We start from the raw sequence: 17,794 nt of genomic DNA, 5'->3' as shown, positions 1-17,794 counted from the left end.
TTCATCGAGGGGATTCTTATGGACGCAATATTTAGCCCGTGCGGTAAATATCGATATAGGCTTGATCGAGAGATTCATGGCGGGCACAAAACGGTAGTGTTTATTGGCGTAAATCCGTCAATAGCCAATGAAGAAAAAAATGATAACACAGTGAAAAGAATGTTGGGTTTCGCGGAGCGAGAAAGGTTTGGCAAGGTAATCGTTGCTAATGTTTTTTCAATTATATCAACAGATATCAATGGATTAAGAGCAGATATTCCACTAAGGGGAGAGGAGCACGATTTCCACTTCCGGAAGATTATTAGTGAGGCCGACATTTTAGTTCCATGCTGGGGGGATAGGACTAAGTTGAAATCGGCTAACAGACACTTTCTGGATGACTGCATGAACTTACTTCTTTCTAGTAGGAAACCAGTTTTCTGTCTTGGTAAAACAAAGGTAACAAATGACCCGTGCCACCCACTAATGCTCTCAGCAAAAACAGAGCTTATTAAGTTGATATAATATGAGTAATTTCAACATCACAGCAAAAACTAAAGACGAGCAGGACAGGGTTAATGTTGACCTGGCTGCTTCAGGTGTAGCGTACAAAGAGCGCCTGAATATGCCGGTTATCGCTGAGCAGGTAGCGCGAGAGCAACCAGAGCACCTTCGTGAATACTTCATGGAGCGCGTACGTCACTATCGCGAACTGAGCATTACGCTGCCAAAAGCATCCGATCCGCGCTACCAAAAACAAGAAGAATCAAAATAAAATGAGAATATTAATTTTTGTGTTTGCATTCACGTCACTTTCTTCTGCATTTGGAGAAACTCTGGACTACCGAAAAATGACTGAATCGGCCTGCTTCAATCCAGGGAACGAAGAGAAGCAGGAGTTGTGTATAAAGTCGGTAAAGTTGATGCTCGTGAATGCTGCGTTTTCTGGCTATGGAGAGGCTGCATGCACGGCAAAAATTGTGAAAGATAAAAAATCCTGTGAAAACAATGAGAAGGAATATCAGGAGATCGTTCGATACGGCATGAAGTAAGCCAGGAATTTTCAGCCTATGGGTGCCTGCAGCAAAGCCATAGTTTTATACCGGCCATCACTAATTGACATGCTATCAGTAAAATAATACTGTTTATATATACAGCATTATTAGTTGATGAGGTGTAAAATGGCCTTCCCATCCCCAGCAAACGACTACGTGGAAACACGTCTGACAGTGGACTCCCTTTGTCAGATGGATGCTAACTGCACAGTCATTCAAACGACAACCGGCTATGCGGTCATTAATCGGTCGCTGAGAGCAGAGCAGGGCAACATCATGCTTATCACTCATTGCGGCCGGACCCAGTTTGCAAAACTGATGGGGGCGGCGCTCATCACGGATGAGGGCGAAGCACTGGAAGGTGATGTGCTGGATGATGTGACGGTGTCCGGTGTTATGACATACGAGATCAACGTAATACGACGCGCCGAACCTGACGAATTACCCATAATTTAGGCCCGAAAACAGCCCAGAAAACACCAGAACCCGCCCCGGCGGGTTTTTTGTTGGCGTGATAAAAACTCATTAGAAACAACATAGTAACCTTCGCAAAAAATGCCTTTATAGGATTGATAAATCTGCCGTATGGGTGTACTGTTTATTTATACAGTATTTCGAGCGGGAGGAATTATGAAAGTTGAAGTGACGATCGACAAAACCAAAAAACTGCCCACTGGCGCAGAAGCCGCGCTGCAAACTGAGCTGCTTCGCCGCCTGAATCAGAGCTTTGAAGATTGCCGGTTGATTGTGCGCCGCGCGGGTTCTGATGGCCTCAGCGTTATCGGTGGCGCAGATGGCGACAAAAAGCGAGTAGAGGAAATCCTGCAGGAAACGTGGGAAAGCGCAGACGACTGGTTTTATTAATTCGACGCTGACACATTGCCGTAGCGAGGGTTTTTTAGTGGAACAAAAACAGAATATGCCTGACCGTGGGTATGTTGTAATCAGGTGTGATGACGGCGTTATAGTCGCCAGGCTGGCGTCATTCCCCGTAACTGAACGTGCTTTGATGTACCGCCGCGGCGATATGGTTTCTTTCATGCCATTACAGCCAGATGAAATTGTCGGCACTCCGTCATTATTCGCACAAATGATTGAAATGGCGAAGTCCAGACCCGGTTACCTCATTCCGTCTGGTTCTGCTAAACTCCCGTCATAGGCCTGAACAACCTATACCTGCTGCGCCACGGAGACACCATGGCGCAAAAAATACACACCACGAATTACTCCCTGATGTGCAGCCACGTCAGCGGTTTCTTTTTGTCTTTTTTCTGCCGGGGTACGGTATGAAAAGAGACTGGTTTTACCAGGACAACCTGACCGAAGAACAGGCCGAAGAGCTGGTGGCCCGTTATCGTGCGAATAACATCACCGTAGAAAAAAGCCTCGATGTTGATCCCCGCTTTTGGGTTGTATCAGCGTTCCTGCCTGTATCAAACGGCCACCAGCGTACACAGCGCTCTATGTGCTCTCGAGGGTGGAAATGAACGAGAAGGTTTTCAGCATTACCCCGCTGGGCAAACCACGAATGACCCGCGCCGATAAATGGAAGAAGCGCCCGGAGGTTCTCCGGTACCGTGCTTTCTGTGATGAGGTGAGGCTGAACAATGTCTCGCTCCCGGAAAGCGGGTATCACGTTATTTTTGTGCTGCCGATGCCGCCGAGCTGGAGCAAAAAGAAACGGTCCCTGATGGACGGGAAGCCCCACCAGCAAAAGCCCGATAAAGACAATTTAGAGAAGGCGCTGCTGGATGCCATTTTCGGCGAGGATAGCCATATCTGGGATGGCCGTGTAACCAAAATCTGGGGCGAAACCGGAAAGATGATCATCCGGGAGGGGGAACCGTGCGAGCTCTCCTGATGCCTGAGATTGCCCGTCATATGGGAATTGTTCTGCTGAAGCCAGGCAAGGAACTGATGGGCTTATTCAGCGCTGGCCGCGTCCTGATTGAACAGCAACCGGACTCCATGAAGGATTTACCGTCGGGAAAAATAGCGGATGCTCGGCAGTTGCTGGCGGAAGACCCGACATTAACCCCTTTCTTTCTGGATGCGCGTGTTGTTCGCGCTGCTGGTGGCGTTTCGGCGCTTGAAGACTGGCTGGGGCGGCATATTTCAAAATGCCAGTGGCCACACAGCAACTACCACCACCGCGAGCTGGTTATGTTCCGGCATGAACCGGGGGCGATAGTTGCCTGCTGGCATTGTGACAACGAATTACGCAACCAGAGCGACAAAGTTCTGGATGATTTGATCGCCAGAAACCTCACTGACTGGGTGATTGAATGTGTGCGGATCAAAACCGGCTGCGCGGCGGACAGAATGCTATCGCTGGCTGAGTTGTGCTGGTGGGCTGTATCTGAGGGGATAGGCGATGCCATAACCGAAAATATGGCGAGCCGCTCCCTTGGCCTCAAAGATGACCTTATCCAGTCAGTCTACAAAGAAAGCGAGATAGTTCCGTCACGTCCTGCAGCGGACATACTCGCCGAACGAATTAGTCTTGTTCCCGCTCGCCCAGCCGCGGCTGAACCAGAAACGCAACCTAAAGCCGTAAAACCAGTTGTTCAGGTTCAGGTGGACGCTGAAGCCCCGGCCACATTATTCGCGCGGCCCAAGCGTATTCGCTGGATCTCTCCGCGCTTTATTGAGTGGGTTAAAACCCAGCCGTGTGTGTGCTGCGGGCAGCGGGCCGGTGATGCCCACCACCTCATCGGATGGGGGCAGGGGGGAATGGCAACCAAAGCCCACGACATTTTCACCATACCGCTATGCCGGGTTCATCATCGGCAGTTACATGACAATCCCGCCGCCTTCGAGCGCGAGTATGCGCCGCAGCCAGTGTTAATCATTCAATTGCTGGACCGGGCCTATGCGCTCGGCGTTCTGGCGTAAAGGAGAATCTTCATGACACCACGTCAACGCCGTAATCACATTGAAGCGCTTGGGAAAGCAGCTGCAGCACCACGCAAAAGCTGGCTGGGTAAAAGTATGCTCCTGACCTGCATTCAGTCCGCATGGATCAAATCATTGCTTTCAACATGGGGGGAAGGGGTTCGGGGCGGAGCCGCCCCGCGTATGCCGCGCGAGCATGCATGCTGGAACGTAATCAGAAGGGGCCGCTGGTCAGACAAAGCTCTGGAGCGATTTACAGTTGCTCTTGACCAGGCAAGGCGCGAGGGTTTCAAAGGTGAGCAGGCTTTAAAGAGAGCGCATTGCATACTCTGGCCTCAAGCGCCACACAGTATCATTGATGAGGCAATGACTAATGATGATGTGGATTTTATAGAAGAGTCTGTACTGTCAGCCTTTGATATCAACGATCCCGTCTACATTATCGGCCTTCAGTATTACACCACGCGAAAGAAAATAGCGGATATTACCAGGGAACTACAATCGATAGCCCCATGGCTGACTGATGGAGAGGCCCGGAAGCGGGTTCGCTGGTGTCTTGAGATTTTCCGGGCAAAGGTATTTCTCTCATCCCGTAAGCTGATGGAAAAATAAACTTGTTTTAGCTATTTGTGCTCTAAATTGGATTTTCTGTTGAAAACTGACCAGAAAATCAGATAATCCATTCATGCTTGGCAGAGCTGCGCCACGATGGCAGCGACGTTAAGCGACAATTTGAATATAGCGAAAGCCCCGCCAGTCGGGGTTTTTGTTTTTCGGCGATACGACAGGGGTATTCGCGAAGGTGCATTGCATCAGTACCCCTGTCATATCGCCGGCCATCCGCACTACCTCACAATATTTCTATTTCCTGTTAAGGCTGCCATCTGGTGGCCTTTTTAATTTTCAGGCTCCGGAAATCACTCCTTAATGACCTTTTACCTAAGAGCCCGCGAGCCTGACCTTTACTCCCCTCATTAATTTTTCTGAGAGGATTCACAGCAATATCAATGGGGGGATTATGTCCGATCCTGTTTCTGGCACTGGAGTCGCTGGTGGAGTCCTGACGGGGGCCAGCGTCTATGGAATGCTAACCGGCACCGATTACGGTGTGGTGTTTGGCGCGTTTGCTGGTGCTGTGTTCTATATAGCAACGGCTTCCGACCTCAGCTCACTCCGTCGGCTGGCGTATTTTGTCGTTTCTTACATCGCTGGAATTATCTGTTCCGGGCTGGTGGGGGCGAAGCTGGCCGCCTGGACGGGGTACAGCGATAAACCGCTGGATGCTATTGGTGCCGTAATCATTTCTGCATTAGCCGTCAAAATCCTGACGTTCCTGAACAATCAGGATGTCGGCTCGCTGGTGGCGCTGATAACGCGCCGGGGAGGTTCAGGTGGTACTAAATGATCCATCAGCGACCATCAACGCGCTGCTTTGCGCCGGGGTCGTGGTAACCCTGATGTTTTATCGCCGGGGTGATTCCCGACACCGACCATGGATTTCGCGCCTGGCATGGTTGCTCACTGTTATCTACAGCGCTGTACCGTTTGCCTACCTGTGCGGGATTTACCCGCATTCATCATTGGCAACCATCGGGGCAAACATCATTTTTCTTTCTGTGCTGGTTGCCGTCAGGGGCAACGTAGCGCGCCTTGTTGATCACCTGAGGCACTAATGACTAAAGACGATATTTTCAATGCCATCCTCGGGAAAGAGGGCGGCTACGTTAATCATCCGGACGACAAAGGCGGACCGACTAACTGGGGGATCACTCAGACAACGGCGCGCGCTCATGGTTATACCGGAGATATGCGCCAACTTACCCGGCTGCGGGCATTGGAAATTTACGAGGCTGATTACTGGTATGGCCCACGATTTGACTTGGTGTCAGCTGTTTCCCCGGCCATCGCAGCCGAACTCTGCGACACCGGCGTGAACATGGGGCCATCGGTCCAGGTTAAATGGTTCCAACGCTGGCTGAACGTTTTCAATATTCAACAACAGCTATATCCCGATCTGCTGGCTGATGGTCAGATTGGTCCGCGAACGATCAGCGCCCTTAAATCGTTCCTGGTTCGCCGTGGATCTGAGGGGGAGACCGTGCTTTTGCGCGCGCTGAACTGTAGTCAGGGGCAGCGTTATCTGGAATTAGCTGAACAGCGACCGGCAAACGAATCGTTCGTGTATGGCTGGATGCGTGAGCGGGTGGGCCTATGACTCTTGAAATGTTTGTTGGTCTGGCGGTGGCTGTGATAGCTGCTATCGCTGGCGCATTTGGCTTTGGTCATATTCGCGGTACCAGCAAGGCAGAAGCAAAAGCCGAACAGCAGCGCACCGAAGAGAACGCAGCGGCGACCGTTGCGGCGGCAGAACGTAAAGCGGAAGTCACTAAAGAGGCCAGCAATGTACAGCAGAATGTTAATCATCTTCCTGATGACGATGTTGATCGCGAGCTGCGTGAATCGTGGAAGCGTCCCGGTAGTCGTTGATACGGCGTGTGACTGGGTTAAGCCAATTTATCTTACCGACCACGATATTAGCGTTATGGATAAGCAAACGAAGCGCGATGTGCTGGCGCACAACAAATCGTGGAAGGCTAACTGCCAGAGCAATAACACAACGGACTCGCAATAGCGGGGCTTTTTAACAATGAGAGAGCGAATAATGGAAAAAGAACAAAACGCCGCTGCAATCTTTCCTGTAGCAAAAGACTTTAAATTCTGCCTGGGCCAACTGGTGAACTTGCGCATTAGTGATGAGTTCGGCGAGGTGCAGGCCCGCTCTCAGCACGTAACGGGTGAGAATCAGTATTACGTTTATTACCAGGCTGCGGACAAATGCGCCACTGAGCGCTGGTATTCCGAATCGCAGTTGGTCGCGGTGGAAGATGACCGCTCACCGGGTATGCCAGTCTTTGGTTGCGTTGAGTTGCCCGAGGGCGCTGTAGTCGAAGAGTAAGGCATTACAGCAGGCATTCACTGAGTGCTTGCGATAATGCACCCAGAAGGACAATCAAATGTTTAATTTACCAATAGTCTTTTTCACCTATCCGACAGCGTTTTTTATGCTGCTGGCAATTTCAATCACCCTAAACGGTTGCATGTTATGGGCACGAGCTAAGGGAAAGTAATCGCCTAATCGAAAGGTGTTTTATGAAATTTGAGAATAAGTCTGGTGACTCAGTCACCATGAGCGAGAAGGGCGTCGTTGTTAATATGGCTGGTGGTGGTCGAATAGTCCTCGGTAATTGGGGAGACAGCGGCACCAGCGTATCAAAGCCCTTGCCACCACTTACGCCTGATGAAGAAAAATATGGGCGTGGACTCTGCCTGTTGCCTGCTGATTGGGAAGACTTAAGCGGCGGCGAGTCGTGGCAGGCACATCTGAGCGACGAGCTACGAGCTCAATGGTCTGAACTCAGCCGTGAACAAAAAATGGCTATCGCTCATACCGTCGGCGAACTGTCTGATGAGTTGATCAACACAGCGTACGAACGCGCCTGGTAACACCTATCCGCGCTTCGCACGCGCACATCAAAGAGAGTCTTTCAGTAGTGAGCCTGGGCAATCCGTTTGCTCTCGGGCGGTTTTGCTGTGCGACAGGCTCACACCTAAAGGAAACATTCCATGAGTAACAAAATCATTACGCTATCTGGCGCAGCTACTGACGTGCTCTACGCGCTTTTTTATCGTGGCGCTCTGGTTTCTGGCGATCTGCCATCTAAATCCGGTGCCGCCGAACTTCGCGAACTGGGCTTTGCTGAAACCAGACATACAGCGACGGAATACCAGAAAGAAAACCACTTCACCTTCCTGACCGCTGAAGGGCAGAAATTTGCCGTTGAACACCTTGTCGATACGCGATTTGGAAGGCAGCAATATTGCAGTTCGATATCGCTTGGCGTTGAGATTGATACCTCTGCCACACAAAAGGCACTTGAGGAACTGGATGAGTTAGTTCGCAAAAGCGACGCCTTCAAAATTCTTGGTAATGATCTGGCGTTCATTAACGACATCACTATCTTCAGTGGGGCGATCCACACAGCGGAAATAGAAACACCTCAGCCTGTGACCAATATCTACAACATCAGCCTGGGCATTCGCGGTAACGATCCGGTGCAGAACAAGGTAACCATCGGTGCCGATAAGTTCGAAGTTAAATCTGGTGTCGATAGCAACATCGATGGCATTTTGAAAAATGCACTGAAAAATGTTGCAACAGTGGCAGCAAGGCAAGCTGAAGCAACCGAAAAGACAATGGTCGAATTATCCGAAGTTGTCCGTAAAGCCATTCACAAAGAGTGCCTGCCCGGTGGCCTAATCTGGCATCAGCGCTGCCGCTGACAGGAGAGAGTATGCAGGTCACAATTGATGGAGTGGATTACTCCCCGGCCAGCAACGCCTCTTCCAGAATCGGCATAGCGATTTCAACTCATAATCGCGCAGACGTACTGAAACGCGCATTGTCACAGCACATGCAGTTTTTACCCGCTGGTGCGCTGGTGGTCGTTATCGATGATGGTTCAAAACCTGCTGCGGTAGTGCCTGACGGCGTGCAGCTGATTCGCCATGAAACATCGCTCGGTATTGTTGCCTCGAAGAACGCCAGCCTGTCAGCTCTGATGGATGCCGGCTGCGAGCATCTTTTTCTGTGGGACGATGATGCCTGGCCAATCGCTGATAACTGGCATCTGCCTTATATCGAATCACCAGAACCGCACCTGGCTTACCAGTTTCTCGATCTGGCTGGCCGCAATAAGCTGAACGACATGTCTGTGCTATATCGGGATGATAAGCACATCGCTTACACCGGACAGCGCGGCGTTATGCTGTATTACCATCGCAGCGCTATCGAAAAGGTCGGCGGTTTTGATCCGGTATACGGCCGCGGTATGTACGAGCATCCTGATCTGGCCCTTCGCATCTACAATGCAGGGCTATCAACCTGGGCATTTGCTGATGTAGCTGGTTCTGAAAAGCTGATCCATTCAATGGATGAGTACGAAGAAGGGTTGCGTTCAATTCCTCGGCCTGAACGTGAAGCGTTGGCAAAAGCCAATGCGGTTATCTATAGCGCGCGGCGTGATAGCGGACATACCGGATTTGTGCCGTTCAGGAAGCAGCGCGACGTTGTAATCACTTCATTGCTGACCAGTCAGATTGATCCACAGAGACAGACGAGAATGGTTCCAACACCGGAAACATTACAGGTCTGGGCCTCATCAATCCGCGGTGCAGATACTGTCATTCTGGCAGATGAGCTGAGCACAGCGCCGGAAGGTGCGAACCTTGTCCGCGTCCCAGCGCTTTCAATGAGTCCCTACTTTGCACGTTGGCTGCATATCTATCAGTACTTACGCGGCAACCCTGATATCAACCGTGTCTGGTGTACAGATGGTACAGACGTTGAAATGCTGCATGAGCCGTGGGATGAAATGGAGCCCGGTAAGATTTACGTGGGCTCTGAACACAATACGTATGCTGAGCCATGGATGAAGGCAAACCACCATGGACAAGCATACAGCACCTTCATTGAGTTACATCGGCACGAGCCCTTGCTAAATGCTGGCCTGTTGGGCGGCGGCCGTGACGATGTAATGGAGTTCGCTCACCGAATCATTCGACAGTACTACCTGATTGAAAGCCACCGTTTCTGGAAGATGGAGACGGCACCTACCACGCTGGTGGACATGGGTGCTTTCGGTATGGCTGCCAAATCATTCGGCGACCGAATCGTTACCGGCCCGCGTATCCATACGGTATTCAAAACGGACGGCATCGGGAAAGAGGTGGCATATTGGAAACACAAGTGAAGTACGTGGTTGTTGGTCACCATTCCCGTTATGCCTCAGCTGCATTGCTGGCTGGCGAACTTGGCGCACACCTTCTTATCGATGAAGGGAATCACGGGGCTAACTGGAATCACCGGCGCGCGCTTGAATGGGCCGCTGAGCAACCTTGCCGGGTAGTGGTGTTGGAAGATGACGCGCTACCGGTTCCTGGGTTCAAGGAAATGGTAGCGGACTGGTTGGAGCGTTTTCATTACGCGCTGGTGAGTTTTTATCTCGGTACTGGCCGACCGCCTCAATATCAGATGCAGATAGCTGAACGGCTAATTATGGCTGATAAACTCCGCAATGATTACGTCACGCTTCCGCGATTGATACATGGTGTTTGCTATAGCGTTCCGCCGGAGCGCATTGAAAAGGTACTGGCGCGCTGGGACAGTCGCAAGCCTGCTGATTATGCAGTAGGTGATGCTTATGATGACGAGGTGGTTTATCCGTGTTACTCACTGGTCGATCATTCCGATGGTGAATCGGTAGAACGCCATCCTGACTTAACACCCAGAACAGAACGCCGCCGCGCGTGGCGATTGGGTATCTTTCCAGTAATGAGGATTTGATGCCACGTACAGAACGCCGATTAGCCTGGAGGTTACATGTCTAAGCTCGCAACGCTAAAGCCACGACTGAAAGCCATTGATACGCGTCGCATAAAGCCGGTTTACGGTGAGCAGCGCCGCATAAGTGGAAGTGCAAGGGTGAGTTTAAAGCGTCGAATCTATGCGCGTGACGGTGGTCAGTGCTGTATGTGTAATCGGGTTGTTGATCTGACTGACAGCGAACTGGACCATCGCATCGCGCTTCAGTTCGGAGGCGATAACTCAGAGCGCAACCTGTGGACTCTCTGCACTGAATGTCACTCAGGTAAGTCAGCACGTGAATTAGCCTCCGGACAGCCTGACGAGCAAGCCCTGCACCATGATGTGCCTGAAGGTAATCGTGGGGCTGGTTTTGTAGGTCTCTGACGCCTGCCAACCCAGGGGGGGGTATCATCCAGAGTAAACATCGATCGCCCTGGACACCGCCCCCTCCCTCACGCGCAGAAAAAATCCCCCTCTGGAGGGTGTAAACATGTTAACAGCGCAAAAGCGGAAATTCGCCGTCGCGCTGATGTCCGGTATGTCTCAAAAAGATGCGGCAATAAAGGCGGGGTACTCTGAGAAATCCGCACGGTCAAAGGGTTCGCAGCTTGCAAAAGACCCGGAGGTCATCGCATTTATTGAACGTAAAAAAAAGGAAGTGATCGAGACAGACGACGTACCGACCTACCGCCAGAATGTTTATACCCCAGCGGTAAACAGCAATGAGAAAGATAAGGCATCGGTACCCCTGCCGGAGGCACCACCTGTTAGCGGCAGTTTCGACGACCCGCTCAAGTTTCTGATGGCAGTGATGAATGATGCCACCGAAGAAATTGACGTCAGGAAGGATGCAGCAAAAGCGATGCTTCCCTATATCCACCCCAAAAAGGGCGAGACCGGGAAAAAAGACGCGCGCAATGCCGCTGCGAGGGTGGCCGCCGGTGCCAGTAAGTTCGGCGCCATGGCACCGCCGAAGCTCGTGGTAAATAACAAGGGGTAAATCATGGCGCAGTGGACTACAGCCTGCACGGACTGGGAATCCCGCCTGGTGGCCGGTGAATCAATCATTCCGCCGCCGATTTTTCCCGACCAGGCAGAGCAGGCGCTCGGGATATTCCGCGAATTGCGGGTTTCTGACCTGCCCGGGAAGCCAACATTTGGCGAGTGCTCGGAAGAGTGGGTTTTCGACTTTGTAAAAGCAATTTTCGGCGGCTATGACGCAGAAACGGGTAACCAGCTGATTCGTGAGTACGGCCTGCTGATATCCAAGAAGAACACCAAATCAACCATCGCGGCAGGCATTATGCTGACCGCACTAATTCTCTGCTGGCGAGAGGATGAAGAACATCTGATTCTGGCGCCGACAAAGGAGGTAGCGGATAACAGCTTTAAACCTGCCGCAGGCATGATACGGGCTGACGATGAGCTGACCGATATGTTTCAGATTCAGGATCATATTCGAACAATCACCCACAGGGTGACACGCAATACTCTGAAGGTTGTGGCCGCCGATACGGATACCGTATCGGGTAAAAAGTCGGGCCGCATTCTGGTAGACGAGCTCTGGTTGTTCGGTAAGCGCGCTAATGCTGAAGCGATGTTCATGGAAGCGCTGGGCGGACAGGTATCTCGCAACGAGGGGTGGGTGATATTCCTTACCACCCAGAGCGATGAGCCGCCTGCCGGCGTATTCAAGGAGCGGCTGGATTACTGGCGCAACGTGCGGGACGGTAAAATAAGCGACCCTAAAACGCTGGGTGTTCTTTACGAGTTCCCGGAACGGATGGTGGAAAGCAAGGCCTACCTCGAGTCAGAAAATTTCTATATCACCAACCCGAATATCGGGCGGTCGGTCAGCTCAGAGTGGATAGCTGACCAGCTTCGAAAAAATCAGGCCAAAACGGACGGCACGCTGCAGCAGTTTCTGGCAAAACACCTGAATATTGAGATTGGGCTGAACCTGCGCAGCGACCGCTGGGCGGGTGTCGATTTTTGGGAGCAACAGGCAAGGCGCGTCACTTTTGAGGATATTCTTCGTCGTTCCGAGGTGGTCACCGTCGGTATTGATGGCGGTGGTCTCGATGACCTTCTCGGCCTGTCTGCCATCGGGCGCGATCGCGAAACTCGCGAGTGGTTGTGCTGGTGTCATGCCTGGGCGCATACCATCGCACTGGAAAGGCGCAAGAGTGAAATTTCAAAATTGAAAGATTTTGAGAGGGCCGGTGACCTGACGATCGTTAAGCGGGTCGGTGAGGATATTGAGCAGGTTGCAGAGTATGTCAGCCGAATTTATGAAGCAGAACTGCTGGATAAAATCGGTATTGACCCCTCTGAGGTCGGGCAAATTCTTGACGCGCTCAGCGAGGCCGGCATTCCTGATGAAGCTGTGACGGGTGTCAGCCAGGGCTGGAAGCTCGGCGGTGCTATTAAAACTACTGAACGCAAGCTCGCTGAAGGTGTTCTGCTTCACGGTGGGCAGCCTCTTATGGCCTGGTGCGTCGGTAACGCACGCGTTGAACCGAGAGGTAACGCCATACTTATCACCAAACAGGCCAGCGGTAAGGGTAAAATTGATCCCCTGATGGCGACATTCAACGCCGTAACGTTAATGGCGCTGAACCCCGAACCGGTCAAAAAAGACTACCAGGTATTTTTCGTTTAACACACACGTCAGTTAATGACCCGCGCATGCGGGTTTTTTCATTTCTGGAGGACAGCAAATGACGCTTAAACGCGCCTGCACCCTCATGACGGTGAAGTCGGTAAATGAGGATGAGCGGATTATCACCGGCATCGCCTCAACACCGTCTCCCGATCGTGACGGTGACATTATGGAGCCTGAGGGGGCGAAATTACGCAGCGACACGCCGTTCCTCTGGCAGCACGACCGCTCTCAACCTATTGGCACCTGCACGCCAAAAATGGTGAAAGAGGGGGTACAGATCACTGCGAAGCTTGTGAAACCAACCCCCGACATGCCATCCCAGCTTATTGCCCGCCTTGATGAGGCGTGGACTTCGATAAAGGCGGGGCTGGTGCGCGGCCTGTCTATTGGATTCAGGCCTATTGAGTATTCCTTCCTGGATGAAGGCGGTATTCGTTTTTTGTCCTGGGACCTGCTTGAGGTCTCGGCAGTGACCATTCCGGCCAATGCCGAATGCTCCATCCAAACCGTTAAATCTTTCGATCGCCAGTTTTTCGCCGCGTCAGGCAATGAGAAACCGGTAGTGAAAACCTCTAAAACCGCTGGCGCTACAGCAACTGAAACCAAAAAAGGAAATAATTCGATGAATATCGCAGAACAAATCAAGAGCTTTGAAGCGAAGCGTGCAGCGCTGGCCGCATCACTGGCTGAAGTGATGTCAAAGGCGGCTGAAGAGGGACGCACCCTGGACACTGAAGAAGAAGAGAGCTACGACAATACGTCCACAGAAATTAAATCCGTTGATGCGCACCTCAAGCGACTGCGCGACATGGAAAGCAATCTGGCATTGACCGCAAAACCTGTATCCAAAGCAGCAGGTGGCGAAGTCGCTACCGTGAAGGCAAACGCACCGGGGATCATTCGTGTAGAGCAGAATCTGGAAAAAGGTATTGCCTTTGCCCGTTTTGCCAAAGCACTGGCGGCAGCTAACGGCAGCCGTTCTGAGGCTCTGGAGATTGCCCGTAAGCAGTATCCGGATGATGCAAAGCTTCATCATGTGCTTAAAGCAGCGGTCGGCGCGGGTACAACGACCGATCCTAAGTGGGCTGGTGCGCTGGTGGAATATCAGGAATATGCAAATGATTTTGTTGAATTCCTCCGCCCGCAGACCATTATTGGTCGTTTCGGTCAGGGTGGTATTCCTGCCCTTCGCCAGGTCCCGTTCAACATCCGCATTCCGGCACAAACTTCCGGCGGATCTGCAAACTGGGTAGGCCAGGGTAAGGCCAAGCCGCTGACCAAATTCGACTTTGAGTCCATCACGTTCAGCTTCGCCAAAGTCTCAGCCATTGCGGTGCTGACCGATGAACTGATCCGGTTCTCCAATCCGGCAGCTGATGCACTGGTGCGTAATGCGCTGGCAGAAGCAGTCATTGCACGACTGGATACGGACTTCATTAACCCGGCGAAAGCTGAGGTTGCCAACGTCTCTCCGGCATCAATTACCAACGGTATTGCGGCTGTTCCATCCACCGGCGATCCGGATGCAGATGCTGAAGCGGCATTCGCTCAGTTTGTCTCTAATAACCTTCAGCCGACTGGCGGTGTGTGGATCATGTCCAGCACTAACGCCCTGGCGCTTTCCATGAAGAAAAACGCTCTGGGACAAAAGATGTACCCGGAAATGACTCTGCTTGGCGGTACCTTCCAGGGGCTTCCGGCTATCGTTTCTCAGTATGCTGGTACCAATCTTACGCTGCTTAACGCGCCGGATATCTACCTCGCGGATGATGGCGGTGTGGCGGTCGATATGTCCCGCGAAGCGTCTCTGGAAATGGAAAGCGATCCGACTGGCGACAGCATTACACCAACGGGAACCGAGCTGGTTTCCATGTTCCAGACTAACAGCGTGGCTATCCGTGCTGAGCGCTGGATCAACTGGAAGCGTCGCCGCACGGCAGCGGTAGCCGTGATTTCCGGTGTGAACTACAGCTCAAATCAGGGCAGCTAATCAGCTACGGAGGGCGGGGGAAACCCCGCCATATTGCATGGCAAAAATCAGATATCTACAACGTACCCATGATTCAAATCCGGAAGACGTAAAACTTGTGGACGATCGGTGCGCAAGGGTGCTGGTGCTGCTCGGCAAAGCTGAATATCACACCGAGGTGGCTACCGGAGTGAAGAAGAACAAGCGCAAAGCGGAGAACGGCTAATGTGGAACCCTTTCCGTAGAAAAGAGGAACAAACAAAAACCCTGCAGCAGCCTGTCAGCCGTGGCGGATGGACGCCGATGTTCAGTTATGTCCATGAACCTTACGCAGGAGCATGGCAACAAAATATGGAGATTAAGCCCAAAACGGTTTTCTCCTATTACGCTGTCTTTTCCTGCATATCTCTGATCGCCAGCGATATCGCCAAGATGCCTCCGCGTCTGATGAAACAGGATTCAAACGGCGTTCGAAAGGTGATTAAAACCGGGAAGATAGCTGCACTGTATTCCAGGCCAAATGCCTTTCAGAACCGCATCCAGTTCTTTGAGCACTGGCTTAATTCCAAGCTGTGCGAGGGTAATACCGTTGCGCTTAAGATCCGGAACAACCGCGGCGAAATAACTGAGCTGAGGCTGCTTGACTGGAATAAGGTTACACCGCTGGTCGCTGATGATGGTTCTGTTTTCTACCAGATCAACCCGGACAATATGTCAGGCATTGAAGCCACAGTAACAGTTCCGGCACGAGAGGTTATCCACGATCGGTTCAACTGCCTGTTCCATCCCCTTATTGGTCTTTCCCCGATTTATGCGGCTGGTCTGGCTGCTATGCAGGGTCACCATATTCAGGAAAGCTCAGCGTACTTTTTCCGCAATGGCGGGAAACCCAGCGGTGTTATCGAGGTTCCGGGCTCGATTACGGAAGAGAACGCAAGGAAGATAAAAGAAAACTGGGATACCGGGTATACCGGCGAAAACGCGGGTAAAACCGCTATTCTGAGTAATGGCGCGAAATATGTTCCACGGACGGTCTCAGCTGCTGATGCGCAGACTGTCGAACAACTCCGCATGACCGCGCAGATTGTCTGTTCCGTGTTTCACGTGCCAGCGTATAAGGTTGGCATCGGCGAGCTGCCGACACATGACAATATTGAGGCGCAGGATCAGCAGTATTACTCGCAGTGCCTTCAGTCCCTGATTGAATCCATAGAATTGCTGCTGGATGAAGCGTTTGAGCTGGATGGCGATACGGGAACTGAGTTTGACGTTAATGCGCTGCTGCGTATGGACAGTGAACGCCGTATCAAATCCCTGGGCGAGGGGGTGAAAAATACCATCCTCACACCAAACGAAGCGCGTAAAAGTGAGAACCTTCCTCCGCTGGCCGGTGGTGATTCTCTTTACCTACAGCAGCAGAATTTCAGCCTTGAGGCGCTGGCGCGCCGTGATGCTTCGGATGATCCCTTCGGTAAAAGCAGTTCGTCACAGTCGTCACCATCCGTGAATGAAGGAAAGGCTTTAACCGACGCTGAGCAATCGGCGGCTAAAGCCATGATCAGAGGATTTCTTACAAAATGAACGAACGCGAACTATCCCTGATAAAGGTGCTGGGCGAGGAATTCGGTCAGGTTCTCGCTGAAATGCGTGACAGCTTCAATAAAGGTCTTCAGGCGCAGCGAGTGGAGTATGAAGGAAAGCTATCCCTACTCGCAAAGCGGGTTGAAGAAATCTGTTCTACGCCTGCCCCCGATTTTCCGGGGATGGTAAAGGCTGCAATTGCTGAATTACCAGCGCCGGAGCTACCGGATATTGCCGCGATGGTCAGCGAGGCGGTAGCAGCCATTCCAGTGCCGCAGGACGGTAAAAGTGTCACTCCTGAGGACGTCCGGCCGATGATTCAGGAGATGGTCAGCAAGGCAGTCTCTGAGATACCTGCTCCGAAGGATGGTAAAGACGTTGAGCCCGCCACGCTTAAACAGGCAGTTGAAGAGGCTGTCAGCGAGGCGGTGGCAGCAATGCCAGCCGCAGAACCGGGCAAGGATGGTGAAGATGGCCGGGACGCCATGTCGCTTGAGATCCTACCTTTCATTGACGAAGGGAAAAGTTACCCGCGTGGTAGCTATGCAACGCATAACGGCGGTCTTTGGCGCGCTTACGAGAAAACGCACGGTATGCGAGGCTGGGAGTGTCTTGTTGATGGCGTTGCGGGTGTTGATATTCAGCGTTCAGAGCAGCGTAGCTTCACTCTGACGGTTAACCGCACCAGCGGCGCCAGAGAAACCAAAACGTTTGACGTGCCTGTGATGATTTATCAGGGCGTATTCAAATCCGGGCAGGAATATATTCCTGGCGACACGGTGACGTGGGGAGGCTCGCTCTGGCACTGCGATGAAACGACGCAGGATAAGCCCGGTGAGAATGGTTCGAAAGGCTGGACACTGGCTGCCAAGCGTGGCCGTGACGGGAGGGATAAAACGTGATTGAACTAGTGACACTGGATGAGATAAAGGATCACCTGCACATTGATCATGATGCTGATGACGGGCCGCTTGAGGAAAAAATTCAGGAAGCCAGCTCAGTGTTGCTGGCTTTTATCCAGGGTAGTCGGGATAAGGTCGTTGATGAGACGGGAAAGTTAATAGAAGGTGAAGCGTTGAGTCGGATGAAAGCCGCCACGATGCGTCTGGTTGGTATGCTGTACCGAAACCCCGATCTGGCTGAAAAAGAAGATTTACTTCATGGGGAGCTTCCTTTTTCTGTGTCGTTTTTAATTCATGATCTCCGTCTCCCGACAATTATTTGAG

General features: G+C 51.9%; 26 protein-coding genes. All 26 read left to right on the top strand.

Annotated elements, in window-relative coordinates; genetic code table 11:
- The first annotated feature begins 18 nt into the window (after positions 1-18).
- The 26 genes from K7B04_RS20600 (at position 19) to K7B04_RS20475 (ending at position 17,793) form a co-directional block, all read left to right on the top strand.
- Complete coding sequence (locus tag K7B04_RS20600; protein ID WP_223802904.1) at positions 19-504, top strand: DUF1643 domain-containing protein; 486 nt, start codon at positions 19-21, stop codon at positions 502-504.
- Between the two features lies 1 nt (position 505).
- Positions 506-754, top strand: coding sequence for a DNA polymerase III subunit theta (locus K7B04_RS20595; protein ID WP_223802903.1), 249 nt, complete (start codon positions 506-508; stop codon positions 752-754).
- Between the two features lie 76 nt (positions 755-830).
- The gene (locus K7B04_RS20590; RefSeq protein WP_223802902.1) at positions 831-1,031 is read left to right on the top strand and encodes a hypothetical protein; all 201 of its coding nucleotides are present in this window, start codon (positions 831-833) and stop codon (positions 1,029-1,031) included.
- Positions 1,032-1,160: 129 nt separating this feature from the next.
- Positions 1,161-1,490, top strand: coding sequence for a hypothetical protein (locus K7B04_RS20585; RefSeq protein ID WP_223802901.1), 330 nt, complete (start codon positions 1,161-1,163; stop codon positions 1,488-1,490).
- Between the two features lie 174 nt (positions 1,491-1,664).
- On the top strand, positions 1,665-1,898 hold the full coding sequence (locus K7B04_RS20580; RefSeq protein ID WP_223802900.1) for a DinI-like family protein: 234 nt from the start codon (positions 1,665-1,667) through the stop codon (positions 1,896-1,898).
- A 422-nt stretch (positions 1,899-2,320) separates the two neighbouring features.
- Positions 2,321-2,521, top strand: a complete 201-nt coding sequence (locus tag K7B04_RS20575; protein WP_223802899.1) for a hypothetical protein — start codon at positions 2,321-2,323, stop codon at positions 2,519-2,521.
- Positions 2,518-2,895 carry a RusA family crossover junction endodeoxyribonuclease gene (locus K7B04_RS20570; RefSeq protein WP_167576098.1) on the top strand — a complete coding sequence of 126 codons (378 nt, stop codon included), beginning with the start codon at positions 2,518-2,520 and terminating at the stop codon, positions 2,893-2,895. The genes K7B04_RS20575 and K7B04_RS20570 overlap by 4 nt, the downstream gene beginning before the upstream one ends.
- Positions 2,880-3,929: a DUF968 domain-containing protein gene (locus tag K7B04_RS20565; RefSeq protein WP_223802898.1), complete on the top strand. Its 1,050-nt coding sequence runs from the start codon at positions 2,880-2,882 to the stop codon at positions 3,927-3,929. The genes K7B04_RS20570 and K7B04_RS20565 overlap by 16 nt, the downstream gene beginning before the upstream one ends.
- 12 nt (positions 3,930-3,941) lie before the next feature.
- Positions 3,942-4,541 carry a hypothetical protein gene (locus tag K7B04_RS20560; protein ID WP_223802897.1) on the top strand — a complete coding sequence of 200 codons (600 nt, stop codon included), beginning with the start codon at positions 3,942-3,944 and terminating at the stop codon, positions 4,539-4,541.
- Positions 4,542-4,947: 406 nt separating this feature from the next.
- The gene (locus tag K7B04_RS20555; protein ID WP_223802896.1) at positions 4,948-5,334 is read left to right on the top strand and encodes a phage holin family protein; all 387 of its coding nucleotides are present in this window, start codon (positions 4,948-4,950) and stop codon (positions 5,332-5,334) included.
- Entirely contained in the window at positions 5,321-5,602 is a 282-nt protein-coding gene (locus tag K7B04_RS20550; protein ID WP_185670054.1) for a phage holin family protein, read from the top strand. The genes K7B04_RS20555 and K7B04_RS20550 overlap by 14 nt, the downstream gene beginning before the upstream one ends.
- On the top strand, positions 5,602-6,144 hold the full coding sequence (locus tag K7B04_RS20545) for a glycosyl hydrolase 108 family protein (protein ID WP_223802895.1): 543 nt from the start codon (positions 5,602-5,604) through the stop codon (positions 6,142-6,144). Before K7B04_RS20550 ends, K7B04_RS20545 begins: the two co-directional genes overlap by 1 nt.
- The gene (locus K7B04_RS20540) at positions 6,141-6,416 is read left to right on the top strand and encodes a hypothetical protein (protein ID WP_223802894.1); all 276 of its coding nucleotides are present in this window, start codon (positions 6,141-6,143) and stop codon (positions 6,414-6,416) included. The genes K7B04_RS20545 and K7B04_RS20540 overlap by 4 nt, the downstream gene beginning before the upstream one ends.
- Positions 6,367-6,561 carry a hypothetical protein gene (locus tag K7B04_RS20535; RefSeq protein WP_346015167.1) on the top strand — a complete coding sequence of 65 codons (195 nt, stop codon included), beginning with the start codon at positions 6,367-6,369 and terminating at the stop codon, positions 6,559-6,561. The genes K7B04_RS20540 and K7B04_RS20535 overlap by 50 nt, the downstream gene beginning before the upstream one ends.
- Before the next feature lie 30 nt (positions 6,562-6,591).
- On the top strand, positions 6,592-6,885 hold the full coding sequence (locus tag K7B04_RS20530; protein ID WP_223802892.1) for a hypothetical protein: 294 nt from the start codon (positions 6,592-6,594) through the stop codon (positions 6,883-6,885).
- 194 nt (positions 6,886-7,079) lie between these two features.
- Positions 7,080-7,433: a hypothetical protein gene (locus K7B04_RS20525; protein WP_223802891.1), complete on the top strand. Its 354-nt coding sequence runs from the start codon at positions 7,080-7,082 to the stop codon at positions 7,431-7,433.
- Between the two features lie 120 nt (positions 7,434-7,553).
- Entirely contained in the window at positions 7,554-8,270 is a 717-nt protein-coding gene (locus tag K7B04_RS20520; protein WP_223802890.1) for a Fur-regulated protein, read from the top strand.
- Positions 8,271-8,281: 11 nt separating this feature from the next.
- Entirely contained in the window at positions 8,282-9,739 is a 1,458-nt protein-coding gene (locus K7B04_RS20515) for a glycosyltransferase family 2 protein (protein ID WP_223802889.1), read from the top strand.
- A complete protein-coding gene (locus K7B04_RS20510) occupies positions 9,721-10,332 on the top strand; it encodes a hypothetical protein (protein WP_223804204.1) in 612 nt (203 codons plus the stop codon). Before K7B04_RS20515 ends, K7B04_RS20510 begins: the two co-directional genes overlap by 19 nt.
- 36 nt (positions 10,333-10,368) lie before the next feature.
- Entirely contained in the window at positions 10,369-10,737 is a 369-nt protein-coding gene (locus K7B04_RS20505) for an HNH endonuclease (protein ID WP_223802888.1), read from the top strand.
- A gap of 106 nt (positions 10,738-10,843) precedes the next feature.
- The gene (locus K7B04_RS20500; protein WP_223802887.1) at positions 10,844-11,353 is read left to right on the top strand and encodes a terminase small subunit; all 510 of its coding nucleotides are present in this window, start codon (positions 10,844-10,846) and stop codon (positions 11,351-11,353) included.
- Positions 11,354-11,356: 3 nt separating this feature from the next.
- The gene (locus K7B04_RS20495) at positions 11,357-13,015 is read left to right on the top strand and encodes a terminase large subunit (protein ID WP_223802886.1); all 1,659 of its coding nucleotides are present in this window, start codon (positions 11,357-11,359) and stop codon (positions 13,013-13,015) included.
- 58 nt (positions 13,016-13,073) lie between these two features.
- On the top strand, positions 13,074-15,008 hold the full coding sequence (locus tag K7B04_RS20490) for a phage major capsid protein (RefSeq protein WP_223802885.1): 1,935 nt from the start codon (positions 13,074-13,076) through the stop codon (positions 15,006-15,008).
- Positions 15,009-15,212: 204 nt separating this feature from the next.
- On the top strand, positions 15,213-16,568 hold the full coding sequence (locus K7B04_RS20485; RefSeq protein WP_223802884.1) for a phage portal protein: 1,356 nt from the start codon (positions 15,213-15,215) through the stop codon (positions 16,566-16,568).
- The gene (locus K7B04_RS20480; protein WP_223802883.1) at positions 16,565-17,470 is read left to right on the top strand and encodes a phage gp6-like head-tail connector protein; all 906 of its coding nucleotides are present in this window, start codon (positions 16,565-16,567) and stop codon (positions 17,468-17,470) included. The genes K7B04_RS20485 and K7B04_RS20480 overlap by 4 nt, the downstream gene beginning before the upstream one ends.
- Positions 17,467-17,793 (top strand): head-tail connector protein, encoded by a 327-nt coding sequence (locus K7B04_RS20475; protein WP_223802882.1) that lies wholly within the window; start codon positions 17,467-17,469, stop codon positions 17,791-17,793. The genes K7B04_RS20480 and K7B04_RS20475 overlap by 4 nt, the downstream gene beginning before the upstream one ends.
- Position 17,794: the final 1 nt, after the last annotated feature.

This window comes from Kluyvera sp. CRP, assembly GCF_019930565.1.
GTDB classification, from domain to species: Bacteria; Pseudomonadota; Gammaproteobacteria; order Enterobacterales; family Enterobacteriaceae; genus Kluyvera; species Kluyvera georgiana_A.
The sequence above is the reverse complement of the archived record's forward strand: the minus strand, read 5'-3'. Positions and strand labels throughout refer to the sequence as shown.

Excerpts from the sequence above, each read along its gene's own strand:
- K7B04_RS20600 (WP_223802904.1), top strand. The coding sequence starts at position 19 with ATGGACGCAATATTTAGCCCGTGCGGTAAATATCGATATAGGCTTGAT.
- K7B04_RS20595 (WP_223802903.1), top strand. The coding sequence starts at position 506 with ATGAGTAATTTCAACATCACAGCAAAAACTAAAGACGAGCAGGACAGG.
- K7B04_RS20590 (WP_223802902.1), top strand. The coding sequence starts at position 831 with ATGACTGAATCGGCCTGCTTCAATCCAGGGAACGAAGAGAAGCAGGAG.
- K7B04_RS20585 (WP_223802901.1), top strand. The coding sequence starts at position 1,161 with ATGGCCTTCCCATCCCCAGCAAACGACTACGTGGAAACACGTCTGACA.
- K7B04_RS20580 (WP_223802900.1), top strand. The coding sequence starts at position 1,665 with ATGAAAGTTGAAGTGACGATCGACAAAACCAAAAAACTGCCCACTGGC.
- K7B04_RS20575 (WP_223802899.1), top strand. The coding sequence starts at position 2,321 with ATGAAAAGAGACTGGTTTTACCAGGACAACCTGACCGAAGAACAGGCC.
- K7B04_RS20570 (WP_167576098.1), top strand. The coding sequence starts at position 2,518 with ATGAACGAGAAGGTTTTCAGCATTACCCCGCTGGGCAAACCACGAATG.
- K7B04_RS20560 (WP_223802897.1), top strand. The coding sequence starts at position 3,942 with ATGACACCACGTCAACGCCGTAATCACATTGAAGCGCTTGGGAAAGCA.
- K7B04_RS20555 (WP_223802896.1), top strand. The coding sequence starts at position 4,948 with ATGTCCGATCCTGTTTCTGGCACTGGAGTCGCTGGTGGAGTCCTGACG.
- K7B04_RS20545 (WP_223802895.1), top strand. The coding sequence starts at position 5,602 with ATGACTAAAGACGATATTTTCAATGCCATCCTCGGGAAAGAGGGCGGC.
- K7B04_RS20540 (WP_223802894.1), top strand. The coding sequence starts at position 6,141 with ATGACTCTTGAAATGTTTGTTGGTCTGGCGGTGGCTGTGATAGCTGCT.
- K7B04_RS20535 (WP_346015167.1), top strand. The coding sequence starts at position 6,367 with ATGTTGATCGCGAGCTGCGTGAATCGTGGAAGCGTCCCGGTAGTCGTT.
- K7B04_RS20530 (WP_223802892.1), top strand. The coding sequence starts at position 6,592 with ATGGAAAAAGAACAAAACGCCGCTGCAATCTTTCCTGTAGCAAAAGAC.
- K7B04_RS20525 (WP_223802891.1), top strand. The coding sequence starts at position 7,080 with ATGAAATTTGAGAATAAGTCTGGTGACTCAGTCACCATGAGCGAGAAG.
- K7B04_RS20520 (WP_223802890.1), top strand. The coding sequence starts at position 7,554 with ATGAGTAACAAAATCATTACGCTATCTGGCGCAGCTACTGACGTGCTC.
- K7B04_RS20515 (WP_223802889.1), top strand. The coding sequence starts at position 8,282 with ATGCAGGTCACAATTGATGGAGTGGATTACTCCCCGGCCAGCAACGCC.
- K7B04_RS20505 (WP_223802888.1), top strand. The coding sequence starts at position 10,369 with ATGTCTAAGCTCGCAACGCTAAAGCCACGACTGAAAGCCATTGATACG.
- K7B04_RS20500 (WP_223802887.1), top strand. The coding sequence starts at position 10,844 with ATGTTAACAGCGCAAAAGCGGAAATTCGCCGTCGCGCTGATGTCCGGT.
- K7B04_RS20495 (WP_223802886.1), top strand. The coding sequence starts at position 11,357 with ATGGCGCAGTGGACTACAGCCTGCACGGACTGGGAATCCCGCCTGGTG.
- K7B04_RS20490 (WP_223802885.1), top strand. The coding sequence starts at position 13,074 with ATGACGCTTAAACGCGCCTGCACCCTCATGACGGTGAAGTCGGTAAAT.
- K7B04_RS20485 (WP_223802884.1), top strand. The coding sequence starts at position 15,213 with ATGTGGAACCCTTTCCGTAGAAAAGAGGAACAAACAAAAACCCTGCAG.
- K7B04_RS20480 (WP_223802883.1), top strand. The coding sequence starts at position 16,565 with ATGAACGAACGCGAACTATCCCTGATAAAGGTGCTGGGCGAGGAATTC.